Origin of the sequence: Pseudomonas sp. PS01300 (assembly GCF_029960155.1) — a bacterium.
GTDB classification, from domain to species: Bacteria; Pseudomonadota; Gammaproteobacteria; order Pseudomonadales; family Pseudomonadaceae; genus Aquipseudomonas; species Aquipseudomonas palmensis.
This window is the reverse complement of the sequence record NZ_JASCPN010000078.1, coordinates 1-21,151: the sequence shown is the minus strand read 5'-3', so window position 1 is coordinate 21,151 and position 21,151 is coordinate 1. Positions and strand designations below refer to the sequence as shown.

Annotated in this window: 17 protein-coding genes; 8 read left to right on the top strand and 9 right to left on the bottom strand. The window is 66.9% G+C overall.

The features are described from left to right. Positions 1 to 48: 48 nt before the first annotated feature. The 7 genes from QMX96_RS24215 to gshB form a co-directional block, all read right to left on the bottom strand. Positions 49 to 1,320: a dihydroorotase gene (locus QMX96_RS24215; RefSeq protein WP_282362594.1), complete on the bottom strand. Its 1,272-nt coding sequence runs from the start codon at positions 1,318 to 1,320 to the stop codon at positions 49 to 51. After that, a complete protein-coding gene (locus QMX96_RS24210) occupies positions 1,317 to 2,321 on the bottom strand; it encodes an aspartate carbamoyltransferase catalytic subunit (RefSeq protein WP_043862147.1) in 1,005 nt (334 codons plus the stop codon). Before QMX96_RS24210 ends, QMX96_RS24215 begins: the two co-directional genes overlap by 4 nt. Before the next feature lie 12 nt (positions 2,322 to 2,333). Beyond that, entirely contained in the window at positions 2,334 to 2,852 is a 519-nt protein-coding gene (pyrR, locus tag QMX96_RS24205; protein ID WP_054915766.1) for a bifunctional pyr operon transcriptional regulator/uracil phosphoribosyltransferase PyrR, read from the bottom strand. A 59-nt stretch (positions 2,853 to 2,911) separates the two neighbouring features. Next, positions 2,912 to 3,346, bottom strand: a complete 435-nt coding sequence (gene ruvX / locus QMX96_RS24200) for a Holliday junction resolvase RuvX (RefSeq protein WP_043862145.1) — start codon at positions 3,344 to 3,346, stop codon at positions 2,912 to 2,914. After that, on the bottom strand, positions 3,346 to 3,915 hold the full coding sequence (locus QMX96_RS24195) for a YqgE/AlgH family protein (protein ID WP_043862144.1): 570 nt from the start codon (positions 3,913 to 3,915) through the stop codon (positions 3,346 to 3,348). Before QMX96_RS24195 ends, ruvX begins: the two co-directional genes overlap by 1 nt. Before the next feature lie 781 nt (positions 3,916 to 4,696). After that, the gene (locus tag QMX96_RS24190) at positions 4,697 to 5,602 is read right to left on the bottom strand and encodes an energy transducer TonB (RefSeq protein WP_043862143.1); all 906 of its coding nucleotides are present in this window, start codon (positions 5,600 to 5,602) and stop codon (positions 4,697 to 4,699) included. A gap of 99 nt (positions 5,603 to 5,701) precedes the next feature. Further along, on the bottom strand, positions 5,702 to 6,655 hold the full coding sequence (gshB, locus tag QMX96_RS24185) for a glutathione synthase (RefSeq protein ID WP_043862142.1): 954 nt from the start codon (positions 6,653 to 6,655) through the stop codon (positions 5,702 to 5,704). 210 nt (positions 6,656 to 6,865) lie between these two features. Here gshB and pilG point away from each other — a divergent pair, with 210 nt between their 5' ends. The 7 genes from pilG (at position 6,866) to QMX96_RS24150 (ending at position 16,811) form a co-directional block, all read left to right on the top strand. Next, complete coding sequence (gene pilG / locus QMX96_RS24180; protein ID WP_043862141.1) at positions 6,866 to 7,276, top strand: twitching motility response regulator PilG; 411 nt, start codon at positions 6,866 to 6,868, stop codon at positions 7,274 to 7,276. Between the two features lie 48 nt (positions 7,277 to 7,324). Then, complete coding sequence (gene pilH / locus QMX96_RS24175) at positions 7,325 to 7,690, top strand: twitching motility response regulator PilH (protein WP_043862140.1); 366 nt, start codon at positions 7,325 to 7,327, stop codon at positions 7,688 to 7,690. Then, positions 7,687 to 8,241 (top strand): chemotaxis protein CheW, encoded by a 555-nt coding sequence (locus QMX96_RS24170; protein WP_078479846.1) that lies wholly within the window; start codon positions 7,687 to 7,689, stop codon positions 8,239 to 8,241. The genes pilH and QMX96_RS24170 overlap by 4 nt, the downstream gene beginning before the upstream one ends. Positions 8,242 to 8,256: 15 nt before the next feature. Further along, positions 8,257 to 10,305 carry a methyl-accepting chemotaxis protein gene (locus tag QMX96_RS24165; RefSeq protein WP_043862138.1) on the top strand — a complete coding sequence of 683 codons (2,049 nt, stop codon included), beginning with the start codon at positions 8,257 to 8,259 and terminating at the stop codon, positions 10,303 to 10,305. 35 nt (positions 10,306 to 10,340) lie between these two features. Next, complete coding sequence (locus QMX96_RS24160) at positions 10,341 to 15,659, top strand: Hpt domain-containing protein (protein ID WP_282362595.1); 5,319 nt, start codon at positions 10,341 to 10,343, stop codon at positions 15,657 to 15,659. Then, the gene (locus QMX96_RS24155) at positions 15,652 to 16,116 is read left to right on the top strand and encodes a chemotaxis protein CheW (RefSeq protein WP_043862137.1); all 465 of its coding nucleotides are present in this window, start codon (positions 15,652 to 15,654) and stop codon (positions 16,114 to 16,116) included. The genes QMX96_RS24160 and QMX96_RS24155 overlap by 8 nt, the downstream gene beginning before the upstream one ends. Positions 16,117 to 16,193: 77 nt before the next feature. Next, positions 16,194 to 16,811: a hemolysin III family protein gene (locus tag QMX96_RS24150; RefSeq protein ID WP_043862136.1), complete on the top strand. Its 618-nt coding sequence runs from the start codon at positions 16,194 to 16,196 to the stop codon at positions 16,809 to 16,811. Positions 16,812 to 16,880: 69 nt separating this feature from the next. On the opposite strand, the gene QMX96_RS24145 is transcribed toward QMX96_RS24150, so the two are convergent. Next, positions 16,881 to 17,600, bottom strand: coding sequence for a 16S rRNA (uracil(1498)-N(3))-methyltransferase (locus tag QMX96_RS24145; RefSeq protein ID WP_282362593.1), 720 nt, complete (start codon positions 17,598 to 17,600; stop codon positions 16,881 to 16,883). Between the two features lie 109 nt (positions 17,601 to 17,709). Further along, positions 17,710 to 19,116 (bottom strand): adenosylmethionine--8-amino-7-oxononanoate transaminase, encoded by a 1,407-nt coding sequence (locus QMX96_RS24140; protein ID WP_282362592.1) that lies wholly within the window; start codon positions 19,114 to 19,116, stop codon positions 17,710 to 17,712. A gap of 190 nt (positions 19,117 to 19,306) precedes the next feature. On the opposite strand from QMX96_RS24140, the gene QMX96_RS24135 reads away from it, so the two are divergent. Then, positions 19,307 to 21,079 carry a flavin monoamine oxidase family protein gene (locus QMX96_RS24135; protein ID WP_282362591.1) on the top strand — a complete coding sequence of 591 codons (1,773 nt, stop codon included), beginning with the start codon at positions 19,307 to 19,309 and terminating at the stop codon, positions 21,077 to 21,079. Positions 21,080 to 21,151: the final 72 nt, after the last annotated feature.

Genomic DNA, 21,151 nt, shown 5'->3' with positions numbered 1-21,151 from the left:
GGCCGGCTCCTACCGGTAGGAGCCGGCCTTGCCGGCGAAGGGTTTGACTCAGGCTTCGTGGCTGATGTGCCCGTCAACCAGGGTGTAACGCACCGCACCCGGCAGGCAGTGCCCGATGAACGGGCAGTTTTCGCCCTTGGAGCGCCATTGTTCGCCAGCCACGGTCGAGGCCTGCGGGTCGAACAGCACCAGGTCTGCCGCCGCACCCACCTGCAACTGCCCGGCCGGCAGGCGCAGGGCCGCCGCAGGGCCTGCAGACAAACGCTGCAACAAGGTTGCCAGGTCGAGCAGGCCGTCCTCGACCAGTGTCATCGCCAGCGGCAGCAGCAACTCGACGCTGCTGATGCCCGGTTCGGTGGCACCGAACGGCGCCAGCTTGGCGTCGCGCTCATGCGGCTGGTGATGGCTGGAAATCGCCTGGATCACGCCCCGCTTGACCGCATCACGCAGGCCGTCGCGGTCGGCGCGGGTGCGCAGCGGCGGTTGCACGTGGTACAGGCTGGAGAAGTCGCGCAGCGCCTCGTCGGTGAGGATCAACTGGTACAGCGCCACATCCGCCGTTACCGGCATGCCGCGGGCCTGGGCCTGTTCGATCAGCTTGGCGCCACGGGCGCTGGTCAGCTGGCTGAAGTGCGCACGCACGCCGGTCTGTTCCACCAGCAGCAGGTCGCGGGCCAGGGCCACGGTCTCGGCGGTTTCCGGAATGCCCGGCAGGCCGAGGAAACTGGCCATCGCGCCCTCGTGGGCGAGGCCGCCCTGGGCCAGGTCGCGGTCCTGGGAATGGAAGATCACCGTCAGGTCGAAGGTGGCCGCGTAGTCCAGCGCGCGGGCCAGGGTGCGGGTGTTGGTGAAGCTGTTCAGACCGTTGCCGAAGGCCACGCAGCCGGCATCGCGCAGGGCGATCAGCTCGGCCAGTTGCTCGCCTTCCAGGCCCTTGCTCAATGCGCCGATCGGGTACACCTTGCTGTGCCCGGCTTCACGGGCGCGGTCCAGGATCAGCTCGGTGACTGCCGAGGTGTCGAGCACCGGCCGGGTCTGCGGCGGGCAGCACAGGCTGGTCACGCCACCGGCGGCGGCGGCGCGGGTTTCGCTGGCGATGCTGCCCTTGCGGCTGTAGCCGGGCTCGCGCAGGGCAACGCTCAGGTCGACCAGGCCGGGCGCGGCCACCAGGCCGGTGGCGTCCAGGGTACGGGCGGGCTTGAAGCCGGCCGGGGCAGCGCCGATGGCGACGATCTTGCCGGCGTCGATGTGCAGGTCGCCGACCTGGTCCAGGCCGCTGGTTGGGTCGATGACACGGGCGCCGAGGATACTCAGGCTCACTGGGCGTTCTCCTGCTCGAATTGACGTTGCGCGGTCTGCCCGCTCATGGCCATGGACAACACCGCCATGCGCACGGCGATGCCGTAGGTGACCTGGTTGAGGATCACCGAGTGGGCGCCGTCGGCCACGGCCGACTCGATTTCCACGCCACGGTTGATCGGCCCGGGGTGCATCACGATGGCATCGGGCTTGGCCCCGGCCAGGCGTGCGGTGGTCAGGCCGAACAGACGGTAGAACTCGCCCTCGCTGGGCAGCAGGCCGCCGGTCATGCGCTCACGCTGCAGGCGCAGCATGATCACCACGTCGACGTCCTTCAGGCCTTGCTCCAGGTCGGTGTAGACCTTCACGCCGTACTGTTCGATGCCGATCGGCAGCAGGGTCTTGGGGCCGATCACGCGGATGTCCGGGCAACCCAGGGTTTTCAGCGCGAGCATGTTCGAGCGCGCCACCCGCGAGTGCAGGATGTCGCCGACGATGGCCACCGAGAGGTTCTCGAAGCCGCCCTTGTGGCGACGAATGGTCAGCATGTCGAGCATGCCCTGGGTGGGGTGCGCGTGGCGCCCGTCGCCACCGTTGATGATCGCCACCTCCGGGCACACGTGCTCGGCGATGAAGTGCGCGGCGCCCGAGTCGGCGTGGCGCACCACGAACATGTCGGCGGCCATGGCTTCAAGGTTGCGCAGGGTGTCGAACAGGGTCTCGCCCTTGCTGGTGGAGGAGGTCGACACGTTCAGCGTGATCACGTCGGCCGACAGCCGCTGGGCGGCCAGTTCGAAGGTGGTGCGGGTACGCGTGGAGTTCTCGAAGAACACGTTGCACACGGTCTTGCCGCGCAGCAGCGGGACTTTCTTGACCGCACGCGCGCCGACTTCGAGAAACGAGTCGGCCGTGTCGAGAATTTCGGTCAGCAGTTCGCGGGGCAAACCGTCGAGCGAGAGGAAGTGGCGCAGCTGGCCCTGGTCATTGAGCTGCAGCGGGCGCTTGGCGTCGATTGGCGTCATCGCGGGGGACTCTTAAAGGGCGGAAGCGGAAGCGAGGTCCTGGCGCTCGAGTTCGAGCGGCGCGGGGCCGGACAATTTTACCCGTTCATGGGCTTGCAGCGACAGGGTGGCGCCCACCACGTTTGGCCGGATCGGCAGTTCGCCGGCATCCAGGTCCAGCAGACACACCAGGGTCACGCTGGCCGGGCGGCCATAGTCGAACAGTTCGTTGAGGGCGGCGCGGATGGTGCGCCCGCTCATCAGCACGTCGTCCACCAGTACCAGGTGCTGGCCTTCGATCTCGAACGGCAGCTCGGACGGGCGCACCTGCGGGTGCAGGCCGTTCTGGCTGAAGTCGTCGCGGTAGAACGACACGTCGAGGGTGCCCAGCGGCGAATCGCTGCCCAGCTCGGCCAGCAGCGCCTGGGCCACCCATACGCCGCCGGTGCGGATGCCGATGAAGCGTGGTTCGGCGATGGCGCGGCGTTGCAGGTGGGCGCGAAGGTCAACGGCCATCTGCCGGATCAGTTCGGCGGGGTTGGGTAGGCTCATGCTTGCTCCTCAAGAGGCCGGGGCAGAGAGCTGGCCCGGCGTGTAACCGATGGTCGGGTTCAGGCCTGTTCGGCGTGGGCGTCGAGCCAGCCTTGCAGCAGCAGGGCGGCGGCAATCGCGTCCACCGGGTTGTCGCGGTAGCTGCCGCGTTGGCCGCCACGGGCCATGCGTTCGCCCTTGGCCTCGAAGGTGGTCAGGCGCTCGTCGTGGGTGTAGGCCGGCACGTTGAAGCGGCCGTTCAGGCGTCGGGCGAATTTCTCGGCGCGCGCGCTCATTTCGCTGGGCGTGCCGTCCATGTTCAGCGGCAGGCCGACGACTACCGCGTCGGGTTGCCATTCCTTGAACAGTTTTTCCACCTGGGCCCAGTCGGGTGCGCCGTTCTGCGCCTTCAGGGTGCACAGCTCGCGTGCCTGGCCGGTGATCACCTGGCCGACGGCGACGCCGATCTGCTTGGTGCCGTAGTCGAAGCCCAGCAGCAGTTTGAGCGCCGCCATCAGGCGTGCCCCGCCTGGCTGGTGAGCAGGCTGAGGTTGATGCCCAGGCTGGCTGCGGCGGCTTCGAGGCGTTGCTCGCAGGCCATGCCGAAGATGATCTCGGGGTCGAACGGGCAGTTGAGCCAGGCGTTGTCGGCCAGTTCCGCTTCCAGCTGCCCGGCTTCCCAGCCGGCGTAGCCCAGGGTAATCAGGCTCTGCGCCGGGCCCACGCCGTCGGCGATGGCGAACAGCACGTCCTGCGAGGTCGACAGGGCCAGCCCGTCTAGCTGGACGGTGGCCTGGAAGGTCTTGTCGTTGGTGTGCAGCACAAAACCGCGGTCGGTCTGTACCGGGCCGCCGATATGGATAGGCACGTGGATGCAGCGTGCCGGCGGCTCGGTGTCCGGGCGCAGCTGCTCGAGGATATCGGCCAGGTTCAGCTCCTGCGGGCGATTGACCACCAGCCCCATGGCACCGTTGGCATTGTGCTCGACGATGTAGGTCAGGGTGTGGGCAAAGTTCGGGTCGGCCATGTGCGGCATGGCAATCAGGAACTGATGCTTGAGGTAACTCGGGCTGAGGTTTTTCATGGGGGTTAGTGTGGCGGCGAGCGGCCACGCTGACAAGGTGCGTGTCGAGCCTGCGGGCCGATTATGCCTGTTTCTTGGCGGTGCTAATCAGCACGGGCTGCTGTGTGAGGCGCTAGTTAGGTGACCCTGCGGTTGCTGATGTCGCGGCACTGCGCTGCTTTTTGAAGCGGGTACATTTTTTTCGCGGCGACCTACAACTGGTAACTGTGTCAGGTGACAGGTGGTTTGGATCAATTCATAGTCTCACCGCAAACCGAGCATTTGGCTTATCTAAAGGAGAAGTGCAATGATCACTCGGATGTCTATCACCGATGCAATCGGAAATTTCTTTACTAGTGAGGTAACGCTTACAGGACGCGGTGACCCCGATCGCGCTTATCTGGTCTGTGTCAGTGGGACCGGAGAATACTGCGGCGAGGGTAAGACGTACGAGAATGGGTGTTTCACAATTACCTTCAAGCCACCTGGCCCAAACCCTCACCATGGCTACCAATTTACTGTTAGGCACCTTGAAGACGATGGCACAGTAGGCAACAACCTGAACTGGTCTACTGCCGTCAACAACCCACTCGAAGGTTAATGATCTGACATGGCGAGTTGAAACTCTTCTCACTGTCTAGCAGTTGAGGCATGCCTCGCAGTTGTTGTAAGTGCTGGTACTGCTTCAATTGCGCGACAACATTTTTTGTTGGCCAGCTTCGGTAGTTTTGATTACGAACACTCGTACTTACAGGTGTTACTTGAGCCGCTTGACGATGTCAGGCGAGTACACCTTCGGCGATCAGTTGCTCGACAACCGATCCCCACGGGCGAAGCGCCACGTTCGAACAATTTCCAGCCGATCGATATCCGACAGGTCCCCGGTGAACGGCGCAAACGGCGCCGCCAGCCTAACGATGCGCTGCGCCGCCTGGTCCAGCAGCGGCTGCCCGGAAGATTCGAGCACCAGCACCTCGTACAGCGAACCGTCATGGTTGATCGACACCAACAGGCGCAAACTGCCGTAGATCTGCTGGCGGCGGGCCTCGTCCGGGTAGTTGAGGTTGCCGATGCGCTCGACCTTCTTGCGCCATTCATCCTTGTACCAGGCGCCCTTGTCGCGCATGGTCGAAGCCGCGCTCAGGCGGTGGATGCGCGGGCGCTTGGCATACAGCTGCTGTTCGTTGGCCAGCTCCGCCTCGAGGCTGGCGATCTGGCTGGACAGGTCGGCGCTGTCGAACGTCGGTGTGGCCGCCTTGGGTTGCACCTTGGGCTGCTGCTCCTTGGGGCGGGTCTCGACCTTCTGCGGCTTGGGCCTGGTGGTGGCCACCACCGCCTTGGGCGGGGCCGGCTGGGGCGCCACTTCGGGCTTCGCGGCCGGGGGCGGCGTCACCTTGTTGATCTTGCTGTCCTGGAACGGGGCGATCTCGGTGGTCTTGGGCACTGCCTTCTTGTCCAGCGTGCCGCTGCCCTGCTGGTTGTCCTGCGCCAGGTAATCGGCCTTCTTCGGCGGTGCCTCGCTCTTGAAGGTGGCCAGGGTGATTTCCATGGTGCGGCGGATTTCTTCAGGCTTGGCGAAGGTAAACCCCAGGCCCAGGATCAGCGCCAGGTGCAGCAGCGCCGCCAGGAACAGGGTAAAGCCCAGCCGGTCCGCCGCGCGGACACGGGGCGGGGCAAAATCGGCAGGAAGGTCGGCAGGAAGCGTCATCGATTATCCAGCAGCCGGGGCAGGGCCGGCGCAGCGGGGTGCCAGTCGAGAATGGACCGGCATGATACCCCACAACGCGGGCCCGCCACTTGTCGGCGGTCAGCGTGCCTTGAGCTTGCGATCAATGGCGTCCATCAACTGCGCGCCGATCTGCGTGCCGTAGGCGTTGTCGATTTCGCGGATGCAGGTGGGGCTGGTCACGTTGATTTCGGTCAGGTGCTCGCCGATCACGTCCAGGCCGACGAACAACAGGCCCTTCTCGCGCAGGGTCGGGCCCACCTGGGCGGCGATCCAACGGTCGCGCTCGGTCAGCTCGCGGGCCTCGCCACGACCGCCGGCGGCCAGGTTGCCGCGGGTTTCGCCGCTGGCCGGGATGCGCGCCAGGCAGTACGGCACCGGCTCGCCGTCGATCATCAGGATGCGCTTGTCGCCGTCCTTGATCGCCGGCAGGTAGGCCTGGGCCATGATCTGCTGGGTGCCCAGGGCGGTCAGGGTCTCGAGGATCACCGACAGGTTGGGGTCGCCCACGCGGTGGCGGAAGATCGAGGTGCCGCCCATGCCGTCCAGCGGCTTGAGGATCACGTCGCCGTGCTTGGCGGCGAATTCGCGGATGATGTCCGGGCGCCGGCTCACCAGGGTTGGCGGCGTGCACTGCGGGAACAGCGTGGCGAACAGCTTCTCGTTGCAGTCGCGCAGGCTCTGCGGACGGTTGACCACCAGCACCCCGGCGGCCTCGGCCTGCTCCAGCAGGTAGGTGCTGTAGACGAACTCCATGTCGAAGGGCGGGTCCTTGCGCATCAGGATCACGTCCAGCTCGCTCAGCGCGGCGTCGGTCTCGGCCTCCAGCTCGAACCAGTGCTCGGGGTCGGCGAACACCTTGAGCGGGCGCATGCGGGCACGGGCCACGCCTTCGCTCTGGTACAGGTCGTGCTGCTCCATGTAGAACAGCGACCAGCCACGGGCCTGGGCGGCCAGCAACATGGCCAGCGAGCTGTCCTTCTTGTAGGAGATCTGCGCGATGGGGTCCATGACAATCCCGAGGCGAACGCTCATGGGGTATTTCCTCTCGGCGGCGTGCTGCCGCAGTGGCTCGAATTGAAGTGCGTCAGGGTGGCGCCCGGCGGGCTGGCGGTCAAGGGGAAACGTCAGCCGGCAGGCATCGGCGCAGGGCGCGGCGAGGCTCGATGGAATGCACCCCCAGAGTGTGCTAAAAAGGCCTGGCACGTGGCCTGCAAGGCCCTTCCAGGCGATGGTAGAGCAATTATGGTACAGCCCGACACGGCGTTGAAGGTGATGGTGATCGATGACTCCAAGACGATTCGCAGCACTGCCGAAAAGCTGCTGGGCGAAGCCGGTTGCGAAGTCGTCACCGCGGTCGACGGTTTCGACGCCCTGGGCAAGATCGTCGACCACACCCCGGGGATCATCTTCGTCGATGTGCTGATGCCGCGCCTCGATGGCTACCAGACCTGCCTGCTGATCAAGCAGAACAGCGCGTTCAAGGACATCCCGGTGATCATGTTGTCGTCGCGCGACGGCCTGTTCGACAAGGCGCTCAGCCGCCAGGTGGGCTCTGATCAATTTCTGACCAAACCTTTCAGCAAGGAAGAACTGCTGGATGCGATCCGCGCCCATGTGCCGGGTTTCGCCGCAGAAGAACAACCCGCACCCTGACGCCGCCGCCCTCCTGGCCGCGGCGTCATGCCTTTATTGGGGAACAGCATGGCCCGAGTTCTGATCGTCGACGATTCGCCGACCGAAATGTACAAACTGACCGGAATGCTCGAAAAGCACGGGCACCAGGTGCTCAAGGCCGAGAACGGCGCCGATGGCGTGGCCCTGGCCCGCCAGGAAAAGCCCGACGCGGTGCTGATGGACATCGTGATGCCCGGCATGAACGGCTTCCAGGCGACCCGTCAGTTGAGCAAGGACGACGTCACCAAGGGCATCCCGGTGATCATCGTCACCACCAAGGACCAGGAAACCGACAAGGTCTGGGGCCAGCGCCAGGGCGCCAGCGACTACCTGACCAAGCCGGTGGACGAAGACACCCTGATCCAGGTCCTGAACAAAGTTCTCAAGGCTTGACCACGCGGCGCATGGGCGAATCGCTGACCGCCTTCGAGCTGTTGCTCGAAATCGACCGGCGCTGTCGCCTGCTGGCGGCCGACCTGCCATTGCAGGAAACCCGCCTGCAGACCTGGAGCGGCATCGGCTTTCGCATGGCCGAGCACTGGTTCGTGGCGCCCATGGGCGAGGTCGCCGAAGTGCTGCAGGAACCCCGGCTCAGCCGCATTCCCGGGGTCAAGCCGTGGGTGGCGGGGGTGGCCAACCTGCGCGGGCGGCTGTTGCCGGTGATGGACCTGTGCGGTTTTCTCGGCCTGGGCCTGTCGGTGGTGCGCAAGCAGCGGCGGGTGCTGGTGCTGGACCACGAGGAGCTGTTCGCCGGGCTGCTGGTGGACGAAGTGGTGGGCCTGCAGCACTTTGCCCTGCACGGCCTGGAGCTGTCGCCGCCGGCGCCGCTGCTGCCGGCTGCGGCCCCCTTCGTGCAGGGGCACTTTCAGCGCGAGCACTGCTGGGGCATTTTCAGCCCCTTCGCCCTGGCCCAGGCGCCAGGCTTTCTCGATGTGGCGTTGTAAAGGGATGCCAGACCTGTGACCAAGTTCAAGACCCGCCCCTCGGTACAAGGCTCGCGCAGCAGTGCGCAGATCGCCGCACTGTTCATCGTGCTGATCCTGTCGATCATTCTGCTGTTCGCCAACTTCGCCTACCTCAATACCCAGGCCAACTACGACAAGCAGTACATCGGCCATGCCGGCGAGCTGCGCGTGCTGTCCCAGCGCATCGCCAAGAACGCCACCGAGGCCGCTGCCGGCAAGGCCGTGGCGTTCAAGCTGCTCAACGATGCGCGCAACGATTTCGAACAGCGCTGGGGTTACCTGAAAAAAGGCGACCCGGCCACCGGCCTGCCGTCGGCCCCGGTGGCGGTACGCGGCGAGATGGATGCGGTGCAACGCGACTGGGAGAGCCTGCGCAAGAGCACCGACGCGATCCTGGCCAGCGAGCAGACCGTGCTGTCGCTGCACCAGGTGGCCGCGACCCTGGCCGAGACCGTGCCGCAGTTGCAGGTCGAGTACGAAAAGGTGGTGGAGATCCTGCTGCAAAGTGGCGCCCCCGCCAGCCAGGTGGCGGTGGCCCAGCGCCAGTCGCTGCTGGCCGAGCGCATCCTGGGCTCGGTCAACACCGTGCTGGCCGGCGACGACACCGCGGTGCAGGCCGCCGATGCCTTCGGCCGCGATGCCAGCCGCTTCGGCCAGGTGCTCGACGGCATGCTCGGCGGCGCGCCGTCGATCCAGGTCACCCGCGTCCAGGACCCGGATGCCCGTGCGCGCCTGGCCGAGATCGCCGAGCTGTTCCAGTTTGTCGCAGGCTCCGTCGACGAGATTCTTGAAACCTCGCCCGAGCTGTTTCGCGTGCGCGAGGCGGCCGGCAGCATCTTCAGCCTGTCGCAGACATTGCTCGACGAAGCCTCGCACCTGGCCAACGGCTTCGAGAACCTGGCCTCCGGGCGCACCCTGGATACCGTCGGCGGCTACGTGCTGGGCCTGCTGGCGCTGGCCTCGATCATCCTGATCGGGCTGGTGATGGTGCGCGAAACCAATCGCCAGCTCAGCGAAACCGCTGAAACCAACGAACGCAACCAGCAGGCGATCATGCGCCTGCTCAACGAGATCCAGGAACTGGCCGACGGCAACCTGACTGTCACCGCCTCGGTCACCGAGGACTTCACCGGGGCCATCGCCGACTCCATCAACTATTCCATCGACCAGTTGCGCGACCTGGTGGCGACCATCAACCTCAGCGCCGAGGAAGTCGCCAGCGCGGTGCAGGAGACCCAGACCACCGCACACCTGCTGGCCAAGGCCTCCGAGCACCAGGCCCAGCAGATCACCGATGCATCGATTGCGGTGGGCGACATGGCCGAGTCCATCGACCGGGTGTCGGGGCACGCCTACGAGTCGGCCAAGGTGGCCGAGCGCTCGGTGGCCATTGCCAACAAGGGCAACGAGGTGGTGCACAACACCATCAACGGCATGGACAACATCCGCGAGCAGATCCAGGACACTGCCAAGCGCATCAAGCGCCTGGGCGAGTCGTCCCAGGAAATCGGCGACATCGTCAGCCTGATCGACGACATTGCCGACCAGACCAACATCCTCGCCCTCAACGCGGCGATCCAGGCGTCGATGGCCGGCGAGGCCGGGCGCGGCTTTGCGGTGGTGGCCGACGAGGTGCAGCGCCTGGCCGAGCGCTCATCTTCGGCCACGCGCCAGATCGAGGCGCTGGTGCGCGCGATCCAGGCCGACACCAACGAGGCGGTCATCTCCATGGAGCAGACCACCGCCGAAGTGGTGCGCGGGGCGCGTCTGGCGCAGGATGCCGGGGTGGCGCTGGCCGAAATCGAGGGTGTATCGCAGACCCTGGCCGAACTGATCCACAGCATTTCCGATGCCGCGCAGTTGCAGACCTCGTCGGCCGGGCAGATCTCCCACACCATGGCGGTGATCCAGCAGATCACCTCGCAGACCTCGTCCGGCTCGACCGCCACCGCCGAGAGCATCGGCAACCTGGCGCGCATGGCCAGCGAGATGCGCCGTTCGGTGTCGGGCTTCACCTTGCCGCCAACCACGGAGCCGCGCTGACCGGCGCGTGGGACTTTATGGCTACTAAATTGCGTATCGCCGAGCGCCACGACAAGGTGGCCCTGGCCTGGGTCAAGGGCCCCATCGACGACTGCCTGGCCCAGGCCCGCCAGGCGTTGGAGCAGTTTGCCGGCGACGCTGGCGACAGCCAGGTGCTGGAGCGTTTCGACGCGCCGCTGCGCCAGGTGCGCGGCTGCCTGCAGATGCTCGAGCTGGAAGGTGCGGCCTTGCTGACCCGTGAAATGCAGCAACTGGCCCAGGCCCTGGGCGAAGGCCGCGTGGCCTCTCGCGGTGACGCGCTGGGCGCGTTGTTCAGGGCGCTGGAGCAGTTGCCGCAGTACCTGCAACGCCTGCGCGGCGCCCGGCACGAGCTGCCGTTGCTGGTGCTGCCACTGCTCAACCCGTTGCGTGCCGCGCGTGGCGCGCCGGCGCTGGCCCAGGCCAGCCTGCCGGGCGAGCAGGCCGTCGCCGAGCCCGCTGCGGGGCTAGGCCTGAGCCTCGGCGCGCTGCGGGACCCGCTTGAGGCGGTGCCGGGGCGCGATGCGATGCGTTCGGTGGTGCTGGCAGTGCGCGAAGACCTGGTGCGCATCAAGGAGCAACTGGACCTATTCGTGCGCAGCGACCGCCAGCAGGTCGAGGCGCTGGCCCCGCTGCTGGCGCCGTTGCGCCAGATCGCCGATACCCTGGCGGTGCTCGGCTTCGGCCAGCCGCGCCGGGTGATCATCGACCAGGTGACGGTGCTTCAGGCCCTGGCCCAGGGCCAGCGGGTGCCCGAGGATGCGCTGCTGATGGATGTTGCCGGGGCGCTGCTGTATGTCGAGGCGACCCTGGGCGGCATGGTGGGCTCGATCGAGTCGGTCAGCCAGGCCAGCGTACCCGGCACCGACCTGGACGACATTCGCCGACTGGTGCTGGACGAGGCCCACGGCGTGCTGCTGCAGGCCAAGGACCTGATCGCCGATTGCCTGGAGGCCGGCTGGGATCGCCTGCGCCTGCAACCGCTGCCGGGGCTGTTCACGCAGATCCGCGGGGCGCTGGCGATGCTCATGCTGCCCCGGGCGGCGGCGCTGGTGCGGCGCTGCCATGATTACGTCGAGACCCACCTGCTGTACGCCGAGCGGCTGCCGGACAACGCCGCGCTGGATCACCTGGCCGATGCCCTGTGCAGCCTGGAGCTGTACCTGCAATGGCGCGCCATCGACCCCCAGGCCGACCTGGACGAATGGCTCGAGCGCACCCAGCTGGCCCTGGCCGCACTGGGGTTCCCGAGCCTGCCGCCGGCCCCGTCGGCACCCGCGCCAGCGCCCGAGATGCTTGAGGCGCCGCTGGACGACGAGCTGCGCGAGGTGTTCCTGGAGGAAGCCGAGGAGGTGCTGCAGCAGTTGCAACAGCACTGGGCGATATGGCGGGGCAACCCGGCGGCACGTGACGCGCTGGTGGAAATGCGCCGCGCCTTCCACACCCTCAAGGGCAGCGGCCGCATGGTGCGCGCCCAGGTGCTGGCCGAGCTTGCCTGGGCCGCCGAGCACCTGCTCAACCGCATGCTCGAAGGCCGGGTCGAAGCCAGCGGCGATGTGCTGGCCGGGCTCGAGCAGAGCATTGCGCTGCTGACGCCGTTGCTGGACGAATTCGCCCAGGCCCAGGCTCTGCCCCATGCCGAGGTCGAGCGCCTGGCCACGCGCCTGCATGCGCTGGCGATGAACGACCCGCTGGGCGTCACAGCCCCGGAGCCGGCCTTCGACCCGCGCCTGCTGGAGATCTTCCGCAACGAGGCGCAGACCCACCTGGCCAGTGTCGACGAGTTCCTGCAGGCCGCCGAGGTGCAGTTGCCGGTGCCGGTCAGCGACAGCCTGCAACGGGCGCTGCATACCCTCAAGGGCAGCGCCGCGATGGCCGGGGTGGTGCCGATCGCCGAGCTGGCCAGCGCACTGGACCTGCTGGCCCGCGAATTCAAGGCCCACCAGCTGGGCCTGGACCTTGACGAGCTGTACCTGCTGCAGATGGCCGAACCGCTGCTGCGCCGCGGTCTGGCACAGCTCGACAGCACCCCGCTGGCACCCATCGGCGGTGCCCGGACCCTCATCGAACAGATCGACCAGGTGGTTGCTGCGCGCCTGCAGGCACTGCGCGATGCGCCGAGCCAGGGCCTGCGGGTCAAGCGCGACCCGCAACTGATCGCCAGCTTCCTGGCCCAGGGCATGGACATCCTGCTGGACGCCGAAACCCTGTTGCAACGCTGGCAGGAGCACCCCGGCGAGCGCCAGGAGCTGACTGCGCTGCTGGATGAACTGACCACCCTGGGGCAGAGCGCGCACCTGGCCGACCTGTGGCAGGTGGACGAACTGTGCGAGGCGCTGCTGGACCTGTACGGCGCGGTGGAGGAGAGCAGCCTGGCGGTCAGCGAGCGCTTCTTCGGCGAGGCGCAACGGGCCCATGAAGCCCTGATCGACATGCTCGACCAGATTGCCGCCGGCCAGGAAGTGGACCCGCAACCGCAACGCCTGCACGCATTGCGCGAGCTGCTCGAGCAAGGCCTGGCGCCGGATGCCATGGGCCTGGTGCGCAGCCAGGGCGAGCAGCCCGGGCAGATCGCCGAACTGGGCGACGCCACCCGCGCGCTGCAACGCCAGGCGCACGACAGCGAGGTGGTCGAGCTGTTTCTGGAGGAGGCCCGCGACATCCTCGAAGGGGCCGACCAGGCCCTGGCGCGCTGGGCCGGCGACCCCGACAACGGCTCGGCGCTGTCGTCGCTGCAGCGCGACCTGCAGACCCTCAAGGGTGGCGCACAGCTGGCGCAGGTGGGTGCGGTCGAGGTGCTGGCCCAGGAGCTGGAGTTGCTCTACGAGGGCCTGGTCGATCGCCGTTACCAGCCCGGCAACCTGTTGCCGGGCCTGCTGCGTGAAAGCCATGCGTTGCTCGGGCGTCTGCTCGAGCAGGTGCAGCAGGGTCAGGCAACGGAGCTGGTGGTGGAACAGCTGGCAGCCCTGCGCGAGTTCCGTCACACCGCACCGGCACCCGAGCCCCAAGGCAAGCCGGCGGAGCCCCAGCGTCACGAGGGCGACAAGGAACTGCTGGAGATCTTTCTGGAGGAAGGCTTCGACATCGCCGAAAGTGCCGGTGCCGCGCTGCTGCGCTGGCAGGCCGACCCGCGCAACGGGGTGGAGGTGGAGAACCTGCTGCGCGACCTGCACACCCTCAAGGGCGGTGCGCGCATGGTCGAGATCGCGCCCATCGGCGACCTGGCCCATGAACTCGAATTCCTCTATGAACACCTGGCGGCCGGGCAGCTGCAACCCAGCCCGGCGCTGTTCAGCCTGCTGCAGAACTGCCATGACCGCCTGGCGCACATGCTCGATGCGGTGCGCCTGCACCAGCCGCTGCACGCCGCCACGGCGCTGATCGACTATATCCGCAATTTCAGCAGTGCTGCCCTGAGCGACACCGCCGCCGCAACGCCCGGCGCCGAGGTGGCCCCGGTGGAAGTGGCGGCGCCGAGCCCGGAGCGTGCCCCGGCCGACATGGTCAAGGTGACGGCCGAGCTGCTCGACGACCTGGGCAACCTGGCGGGCGAGAACTCGATCATTCGCGGGCGCATCGAACAGCAGGTGAACGATGCACAGGTGGCCCTGGGCGAGATGGAAACCACGCTCGAGCGCATGCGCGACCAGCTGCGCCGGCTCGATACCGAGACCCAGGGGCGCATCCTCAGCCGCCAGCAGAGCGAAGGCGAGGCGCTGGGCTATGACGACTTCGACCCGTTGGAAATGGACCGTCATTCACAGTTGCAGCAGCTGTCGCGGGCCCTGTTCGAGTCGGCCTCCGATCTGCTGGACCTGAAGGAAACCCTGGCCGTGCGTGCCCATGACGCCTACAGCCTGCTGCAACAGCAGGCGCGGGTGAACAGCGAGTTGCAGGAAGGCCTGACGCGCACCCGCATGGTGCCGTTCGAGCGCCTGGTGCCGCGCCTGCAGCGGGTGGTGCGCCAGGTTGCCAGCGAGCTGGGCAAGCAGGTCGAGCTGGTGGTGGGCAATGCCGAGGGCGAGCTGGACCGCAGCGTGCTCGAACGCATGGTGGCGCCGCTGGAACACATGCTGCGCAACGCCGTCGACCACGGCATGGAAAACCGTGCGGCGCGCCTGGCGGCGGGTAAGCCGGAGCAGGGCACCATCGCCCTCAACCTGCTGCACGAAGGCGCCGATATCGTCATCGAAATGACCGACGATGGCGCCGGCGTGCCGCTGGAGGCGGTGCGGCAAAAGGCGATCAAGCGCGGCCTGCTGGACCCTGCCACCGAACTGAGCGATCACGAGGTGATGCAGTTCATCCTGCGGCCCGGGTTCTCCACTGCCGAGAAGATCACCCAGATTTCCGGGCGTGGCCTGGGCATGGACGTGGTGCACGAAGAGGTCAAGCAACTGGGCGGCTCGATGGTGATCAACTCGGTGCCGGGCAAGGGGGCGCGTTTTCTGATTCGCCTGCCGTTCACCGTGTCGGTCAATCGCGCACTGATGGTGAACTACGGCGAAGAACAGTACGCGGTGCCGCTGAACACCATCGAGGGCGTGGTCCGTGTACCGCCGGCCGAGCTCGAGGCCTGCTACCAGCTGGACCCGCCGTGCTACCGCTACGCCGGCCACCGTTATGAACTGCGCTACCTCGGCGAACTGCTGCAGGGCGAGGTGCAGCCGCGCCTGCTGGGGCAGAGCCTGCCGCTGCCGGTACTGCTGGTGCAGGCCCACGACCAGCAGTTCGCCGTGCAGGTGGACAGCCTGGCGGCCAGCCGTGAAATCGTGGTCAAGAGCCTTGGCCCGCAGTTTGCCGCAGTGCACGGGCTGGCCGGGGCGACCCTGCTGGGCGATGGCCGCGTGGTACTGATTCTCGACCTGCTGGCGCAACTGCGTGCGCTGCACCTGCAGTTGTCCAAGGTGGCACAGGGCGCCGCACGCCTGCGCCTGGAGCACCCTGGCAATGCCGCCGCACGTCCGTTGCTGGTGCTGGTGGTGGACGATTCGGTCACGGTGCGCAAGGTGACCGGGCGCCTGCTGGAGCGCCATGGCATGAACGTGCTGACGGCCAAGGATGGGGTCGATGCCATGAGTGTACTGGCCGAGCACCGTCCCGACATCCTGCTGCTGGACATCGAGATGCCACGCATGGACGGCTTCGAGGTGGCCACCCAGGTGCGCCAGGACCCGCACCTGAAGGACCTGCCGATCATCATGATCACCTCGCGCACCGGCCAGAAGCACCGCGACCGGGCCATGGCCATTGGCGTCAACGACTACCTGGGCAAGCCCTACCAGGAGTCGGTGCTGCTGCAGAGCATTGCCCGCTGGAGTACCCCGCATGCTTGAACAGACCCCTCGCAACAATCGGCGCAACACCCTCACCGGGCTGTTGCTGCCGTTGAGCGACCGCAGCCTGGTGCTGCCCAACGTGGCGGTGGCCGAGCTGATCGGCTACCAGCCGTGCACGCCCTTGCCGCATCAGCCGGCCTGGTTGCTGGGCTGGATCGACTGGCGCAGCCAGCGCCTGCCGCTGCTGAGCTTCGAGGCGGCCTGCGGTGGCCAGACCCAGGTTGGCGAGCGCGCGCGCATCGTGGTGCTCAATGCCCTGGGCGATACGCCGCGGCGTTTCTTCGCCCTGCTGGTGCAGGGCATACCGCGCACGTGCAAGCTCGACAGCCAGCTCAACTACGTCGATGTGCCCCTGGCGCCGCTGGAGCTGGCGGCGGTGCAGGTGGGCGAGCAGGTGGCGCGGGTACCGGACCTGCCCGGGCTGGAACAGCTGTTGCAGACGGCCGGGGCCTAGTACCAACCGCGTAATGCACTTGATGCCGGGCTTGTGTAGGGTAGGGGAGCGAATCATTCTACGGAGGGCATCAATGCATGTACCACGGTGAACGTTTCAATGCCTGGACCCACCTGGTGGGCGCGGTTCTGGCCTGCATCGGCGCGATCTGGCTGCTGGTGGTGGCCGGGATGCAGGGCGACCCCTGGAAGATCGTCAGCCTGGCCATCTACGGCTTCACGCTGATGCTGCTGTACAGCACTTCGACCCTTTATCACAGCGTGCGCGGGCGGGCGAAGGTGATCATGCGCAAGCTCGATCACCTGTCGATCTACCTGCTGATTGCCGGCAGCTATACCCCGTTCTGCCTGGTGAGCCTGCGCGGTCCGTGGGGCTGGAGCCTGTTCGGGGTGGTGTGGGGGCTGGCGGTTATCGGCATGCTGCAGGAGATCAAGCCGCGCTCCGAGGCGCGCGTGCTGTCCATCGTGATCTACGCACTGATGGGCTGGATCGTGCTGGTGGCGGTCAAACCGCTGCTGGCCAGCCTGGGTACGGCGGGGTTCGCCTGGCTGGCGGCGGGGGGCGCGCTGTACACCATCGGCATCATCTTCTTTGCCTATGACAGCCGCTTCCGCCATTGGCATGGCATCTGGCACCTGTTCGTGATTGCCGGCAGCCTGCTGCACTTTATCGCGATATTTTTCTACGTGCTTTAGGGCCCCTTCGCCGGCAAGGCCGGCTCCTGCAGTAGGAGCCGGCCTTGCCGGCGAACGCCGCGACGCGATCTAGAAATCGCCCCACAGCTGCTGCGCCACTGCCAGCGCCACCACTGGCGCGGTTTCGGTACGCAGCACCCGCGGGCCCAGGCGCGCGGCATGGAACCCCGCCGCCTTGGCCTGCTCCACTTCTACCTCCGACAAGCCGCCTTCCGGCCCGATCAGAAACGCCAGGCTCGCGGGCCTGGCATGGCTGGTCAAGGGTTCGGCCACCGGGTGCAGCACCAGTTTCAGCGCCTCGTCTCGCGCCTTGAGCCAGTCTGCCAGCAGCACCGGCGAATGGATTGTCGGCACTGTCGAGCGCCCGCATTGTTCGCAGGCACTGATCGCCACCTGGCGCCAGTGGGCCAGGCGCTTGTCGGCACGTTCGTCCTTCAGACGCACCTCGCAGCGTTCGCTGACGATCGGGGTGATCACGCTGGCGCCCAGTTCGGTGGCCTTCTGGATCGCCCAGTCCATGCGCTCGCCACGGGACAGGCCCTGGCCCAGGTGCACGTGCAGGGGGGATTCGGCCTGGCCGGGGAGGGCCTGAGCGAGCGTGACGCGCACGCTCTTCTTGCCGACCTCGAGCAGTTCGCCCAGGTATTCCTGGCCGCTGCCGTCGAACAGTTGCACCGAATCGCCCGGCGCCATGCGCAGCACGCGGCCGATGTAGTGGGCCTGGGCCTCGGGCAGGTCGTGCTCGCCCAGGCTCAGGGGGGCGTCGATGAAGAAGCGGGACAGTCTCATGGTTCTGCTCTGAATAGATGGAGGCAGTTCGGGCGCCATCGCGGGTCAAGCCTGCTCCTGCAGGGTCAGAGGTGATCCCTGTGGGAGCGGGCTAGCCCCGCGATGCTGTTTAGCCCGGATCGCGGAAATCAGGATGGAAATCGGCCGGCACCGCCACGCTCACGCTGCTGCGCGTGGCGATATCGATGCCCTCGCTGGCCACCTCGGCCAGGAAGTCGATCTGTTCGGGGGTGATCACGTACGGCGGCAGGAAGTACACCACGCTGCCCAGCGGGCGCAGCAGCGCACCACGGGTCAGGGCATGCTCGAACACCTTCAGGCCACGCCGCTCCTGCCACGGGTAGGCGGTCTTGCTGGCCTTGTCCTGCACCATCTCGATGGCCAGGGCCATGCCGGTCTGGCGCACTTCGGCCACATGCGGGTGGTCGACCAGGTGCGCGGTGGCCGCGGCCATGCGTGTGGCCAGGGCCTTGTTGGCCTCGATCACGTTGTCCTGCTCGAAGATGTCCAGGGTCGCCAGCGCCGCAGCACAGGCCAGCGGGTTGCCGGTATAGCTGTGCGAGTGCAGGAACGCGCGCAGGGTCGGGTAATCGTCGTAGAACGCGCTGTACACCTCGTCGGTGGTCAGGCACGCGGCCAGCGGCAGGTAGCCGCCGGTGAGGGCCTTGGACAGGCACAGGAAGTCGGGGCGGATGCCGGCCTGCTCGCAGGCGAACATCGTGCCGGTGCGCCCGAAGCCTACGGCGATCTCGTCGTGGATCAGGTGCACGCCGTAGCGGTCGCACGCCTCGCGCAGCAGCCTGAGGTACACCGGGTGGTACATGCGCATGCCGCCGGCGCCCTGGATCAGCGGTTCGACGATCACGGCGGCGATGCTCTGGTGGTGCTCGGCCAGGGTCTGTTCCATGGCGGCGAACATCGTGCGCGAATGGTCTTCCCAGCTCACGCCCTCGGGGCGCAGGTAGCAGTCGGGGCTGGGCACCTTGAGGGTGTCGAGCAGCAGTGCCTTGTAGGTCTCGGTGAACAGCGGCACGTCGCCCACCGACATCGCCGCGATGGTCTCGCCGTGGTAGCTGTTGCTCAGGGTGACGAAGCGCTTCTTGTCCGGCTGGCCCTTGTTGAGCCAGTAATGGAAGCTCATCTTCAGCGCCACTTCGATGCACGAGGAGCCATTGTCGGCGTAGAAGCAGCGGTTCAGGCCCTCGGGGGTGAGCTTGACCAGGCGCTCGGACAGCTCGATCACCGGCTGGTGGCTGAAGCCTGCGAGGATCACGTGTTCGAGTTGGTCGACCTGGTCCTTGATGCGCTGGTTGATCTTCAGGTTGGCGTGGCCGAACACGTTGACCCACCAGGAACTCACCGCGTCGAGGTAGCGCTTGCCTTCGAAGTCTTCGAGCCATACGCCTTCGCCACGCTTGATCGGGATCAGCGGCAGGTGCTCGTGGTCTTTCATCTGGGTGCAGGGATGCCACAGGACCTTGAGGTCACGTTCCATCCACTGTTGATTCAGGCCCATGGGCTCTCTCCTGGCGACGCGGGTTCGGGTAACCGCGCAAGCCTATGCAAAGCGCCGGGGCAGGACAACCCATAAGGCGCAAACGGTGCGGGCATTAGTGGCAGGCCCGGGCGGCCTGACGTATCCTTCACCGACGTTTTTCCCGGGGGGTTCACCCCGCATTTTCCGCCTTTGATCCGGAGTTCGCCGAATGTCTGCTGGTTGGCTGCGCGCCTGCGCGCTGGTAATGATAGGGCTGTTCAGCGCGGGCGCCCTCGCGGCTGCCAAGCAGCCGACGGCCATCGTGGTCGGTGGCGGCCTGGCAGGCCTCACCGCCGCCTACGAACTGCAAAACAAGGGCTGGCAGGTGACCCTGCTGGAAGCCAAGCCGGGCATGGGCGGGCGTTCGGGCCTGGCCACCAGCGAGTGGATCGGCAACAGCAAGGCCCAGCCGACCCTCAACCGCTACCTCGACACCTTCAAGCTGGCCACCCTGCCGGCGCCGGAGTTCGTGCGCGTACCGAGCTACCTGATCGATGGCGAGTACTTCAGCGCCGCAGACCTGGCCACCAAGCAGCCGGCCACCGCCGAGGCACTCAAGCGCTACGAGAAGACCCTCGACGACCTGGCGCGCTCGATCAGCGACCCTGAAAACCCGGCGGCCAACAGCACCCTGTTCGCCCTCGACCAGCTCAACGTTTCCGGCTGGCTGGACAAGCTGCAACTGCCACCGACCGCGCGCCAGCTGGTCAACCAGCAGATCCGTACACGCTACGACGAGCCTTCGCGCCTGTCGTTGCTGTATTTCGCGCAGCAGACCCGCGTGTACCGCGATGTGAGCGATCGCGACCTGCGCGCCGCCCGTCTGCCCGGCGGCAGCCCGGTGCTGGCGCAGGCTTTCGTCAAGCAACTGAAGACCATCAAGACCAGCGCACCGGTCAGCGCCATCATCCAGGACAAGGGCGGCGTCACGGTCAAGGTCGGCGCGGTGGGCTACAGCGCCGACTACGTGGTGCTGGCGATACCGTTGCGCGCCCTGGCCAAGATCCAGATGACCCCGGGCCTGGACAACCAGCACCTGGCGGCGCTCAAGGGCACCAACTACGGCTGGCGCGACCAGCTGCTGCTCAAGTTCAAGACCCCGGTCTGGGAAAGCCGTGCGCGCATGTCGGGCGAAATCTACAGCAACACCGGCCTGGGCATGCTGTGGATCGAGCCGGCGCTCAAGGGTGGCGCCAACGTGGTGATCAACCTGTCCGGTGACAACGCGCGCCTGCTGCAGGCGTTCGGCGACAAGCAGATGGTCGACCAGGTGCTGATTCGCCTGCATGCGTTCTACCCGCAGGCGCGTGGCGCGTTCACCGGTTATGAAGTGCGTCGCTACAGCACCGATGCCGGTACGGGCGGTGCCTACCTCGCCTACGGGCCGGGGCAGATCAGCAAGTTCTGGCGCCTGTGGGAGCGTCCGGTGCAGCGCGTGGCGTTTGCCGGCGAACACACCGATGCGTTGTACCCCGGCACCCTGGAAGGCGCTCTGCGCAGCGGCCAGCGCGCGGCGGGCCAGGTGGTGGACATGTCCAACGGCAAGTCGTTCGACCCGGCCAAGCTGGCGCCGGTGGCGGCCGGGGCCGCAGCGGCAGCGGTGGCGGCCAAGGACAGCAAGCCTGGCTTCTTCTCGCGGTTGTTCGGTGGCGGTGACAAGCCGGTAGACAAAGCGCCGGCCAAGCCGGTTGATGCGGCGCCAGCTCCTGCGCCAGCCCCAGCCCCAGCCCCAGCCGCTGCACCTGCGCCGGCGCCAACGCCCGCTGCGGCTGCGCCGGTAGCCAGGCAGGCGCCGGCAAAGGCGGCGCCTGCTGCCAAGAAGGCCCCGGCGAAAGCCGCGCCAGCCAAGAAGCCTGCGGCCAAGGCCCAGCCGGTCAAAAAGCCTGCGGCCAAGCCGGTGGCGAAGAAGCCGGCGGCGGCTACCCAAGCCAAGACGCAGTAATGCAGTGACCGCATCGCGGGTCAAGCCCGCTCCCACAGGATCGCCGAAGACCCTGTGGGAGCGGGCTTGACC

What these genes read in the sequence shown, in the direction of transcription:
- QMX96_RS24210 (WP_043862147.1), bottom strand. Translation starts at nt 2,321, where the DNA reads ATGACGCCAATCGACGCCAAGCGCCCGCTGCAGCTCAATGACCAGGGC.
- pyrR (WP_054915766.1), bottom strand. Translation starts at nt 2,852, where the DNA reads ATGAGCCTACCCAACCCCGCCGAACTGATCCGGCAGATGGCCGTTGAC.
- ruvX (WP_043862145.1), bottom strand. Translation starts at nt 3,346, where the DNA reads ATGGCGGCGCTCAAACTGCTGCTGGGCTTCGACTACGGCACCAAGCAG.
- QMX96_RS24195 (WP_043862144.1), bottom strand. Translation starts at nt 3,915, where the DNA reads ATGAAAAACCTCAGCCCGAGTTACCTCAAGCATCAGTTCCTGATTGCC.
- QMX96_RS24190 (WP_043862143.1), bottom strand. Translation starts at nt 5,602, where the DNA reads ATGACGCTTCCTGCCGACCTTCCTGCCGATTTTGCCCCGCCCCGTGTC.
- gshB (WP_043862142.1), bottom strand. Translation starts at nt 6,655, where the DNA reads ATGAGCGTTCGCCTCGGGATTGTCATGGACCCCATCGCGCAGATCTCC.
- pilG (WP_043862141.1), top strand. Translation starts at nt 6,866, where the DNA reads ATGGTACAGCCCGACACGGCGTTGAAGGTGATGGTGATCGATGACTCC.
- pilH (WP_043862140.1), top strand. Translation starts at nt 7,325, where the DNA reads ATGGCCCGAGTTCTGATCGTCGACGATTCGCCGACCGAAATGTACAAA.
- QMX96_RS24155 (WP_043862137.1), top strand. Translation starts at nt 15,652, where the DNA reads ATGCTTGAACAGACCCCTCGCAACAATCGGCGCAACACCCTCACCGGG.
- QMX96_RS24150 (WP_043862136.1), top strand. Translation starts at nt 16,194, where the DNA reads ATGTACCACGGTGAACGTTTCAATGCCTGGACCCACCTGGTGGGCGCG.
- QMX96_RS24145 (WP_282362593.1), bottom strand. Translation starts at nt 17,600, where the DNA reads ATGAGACTGTCCCGCTTCTTCATCGACGCCCCCCTGAGCCTGGGCGAG.
- QMX96_RS24140 (WP_282362592.1), bottom strand. Translation starts at nt 19,116, where the DNA reads ATGGGCCTGAATCAACAGTGGATGGAACGTGACCTCAAGGTCCTGTGG.
- QMX96_RS24135 (WP_282362591.1), top strand. Translation starts at nt 19,307, where the DNA reads ATGTCTGCTGGTTGGCTGCGCGCCTGCGCGCTGGTAATGATAGGGCTG.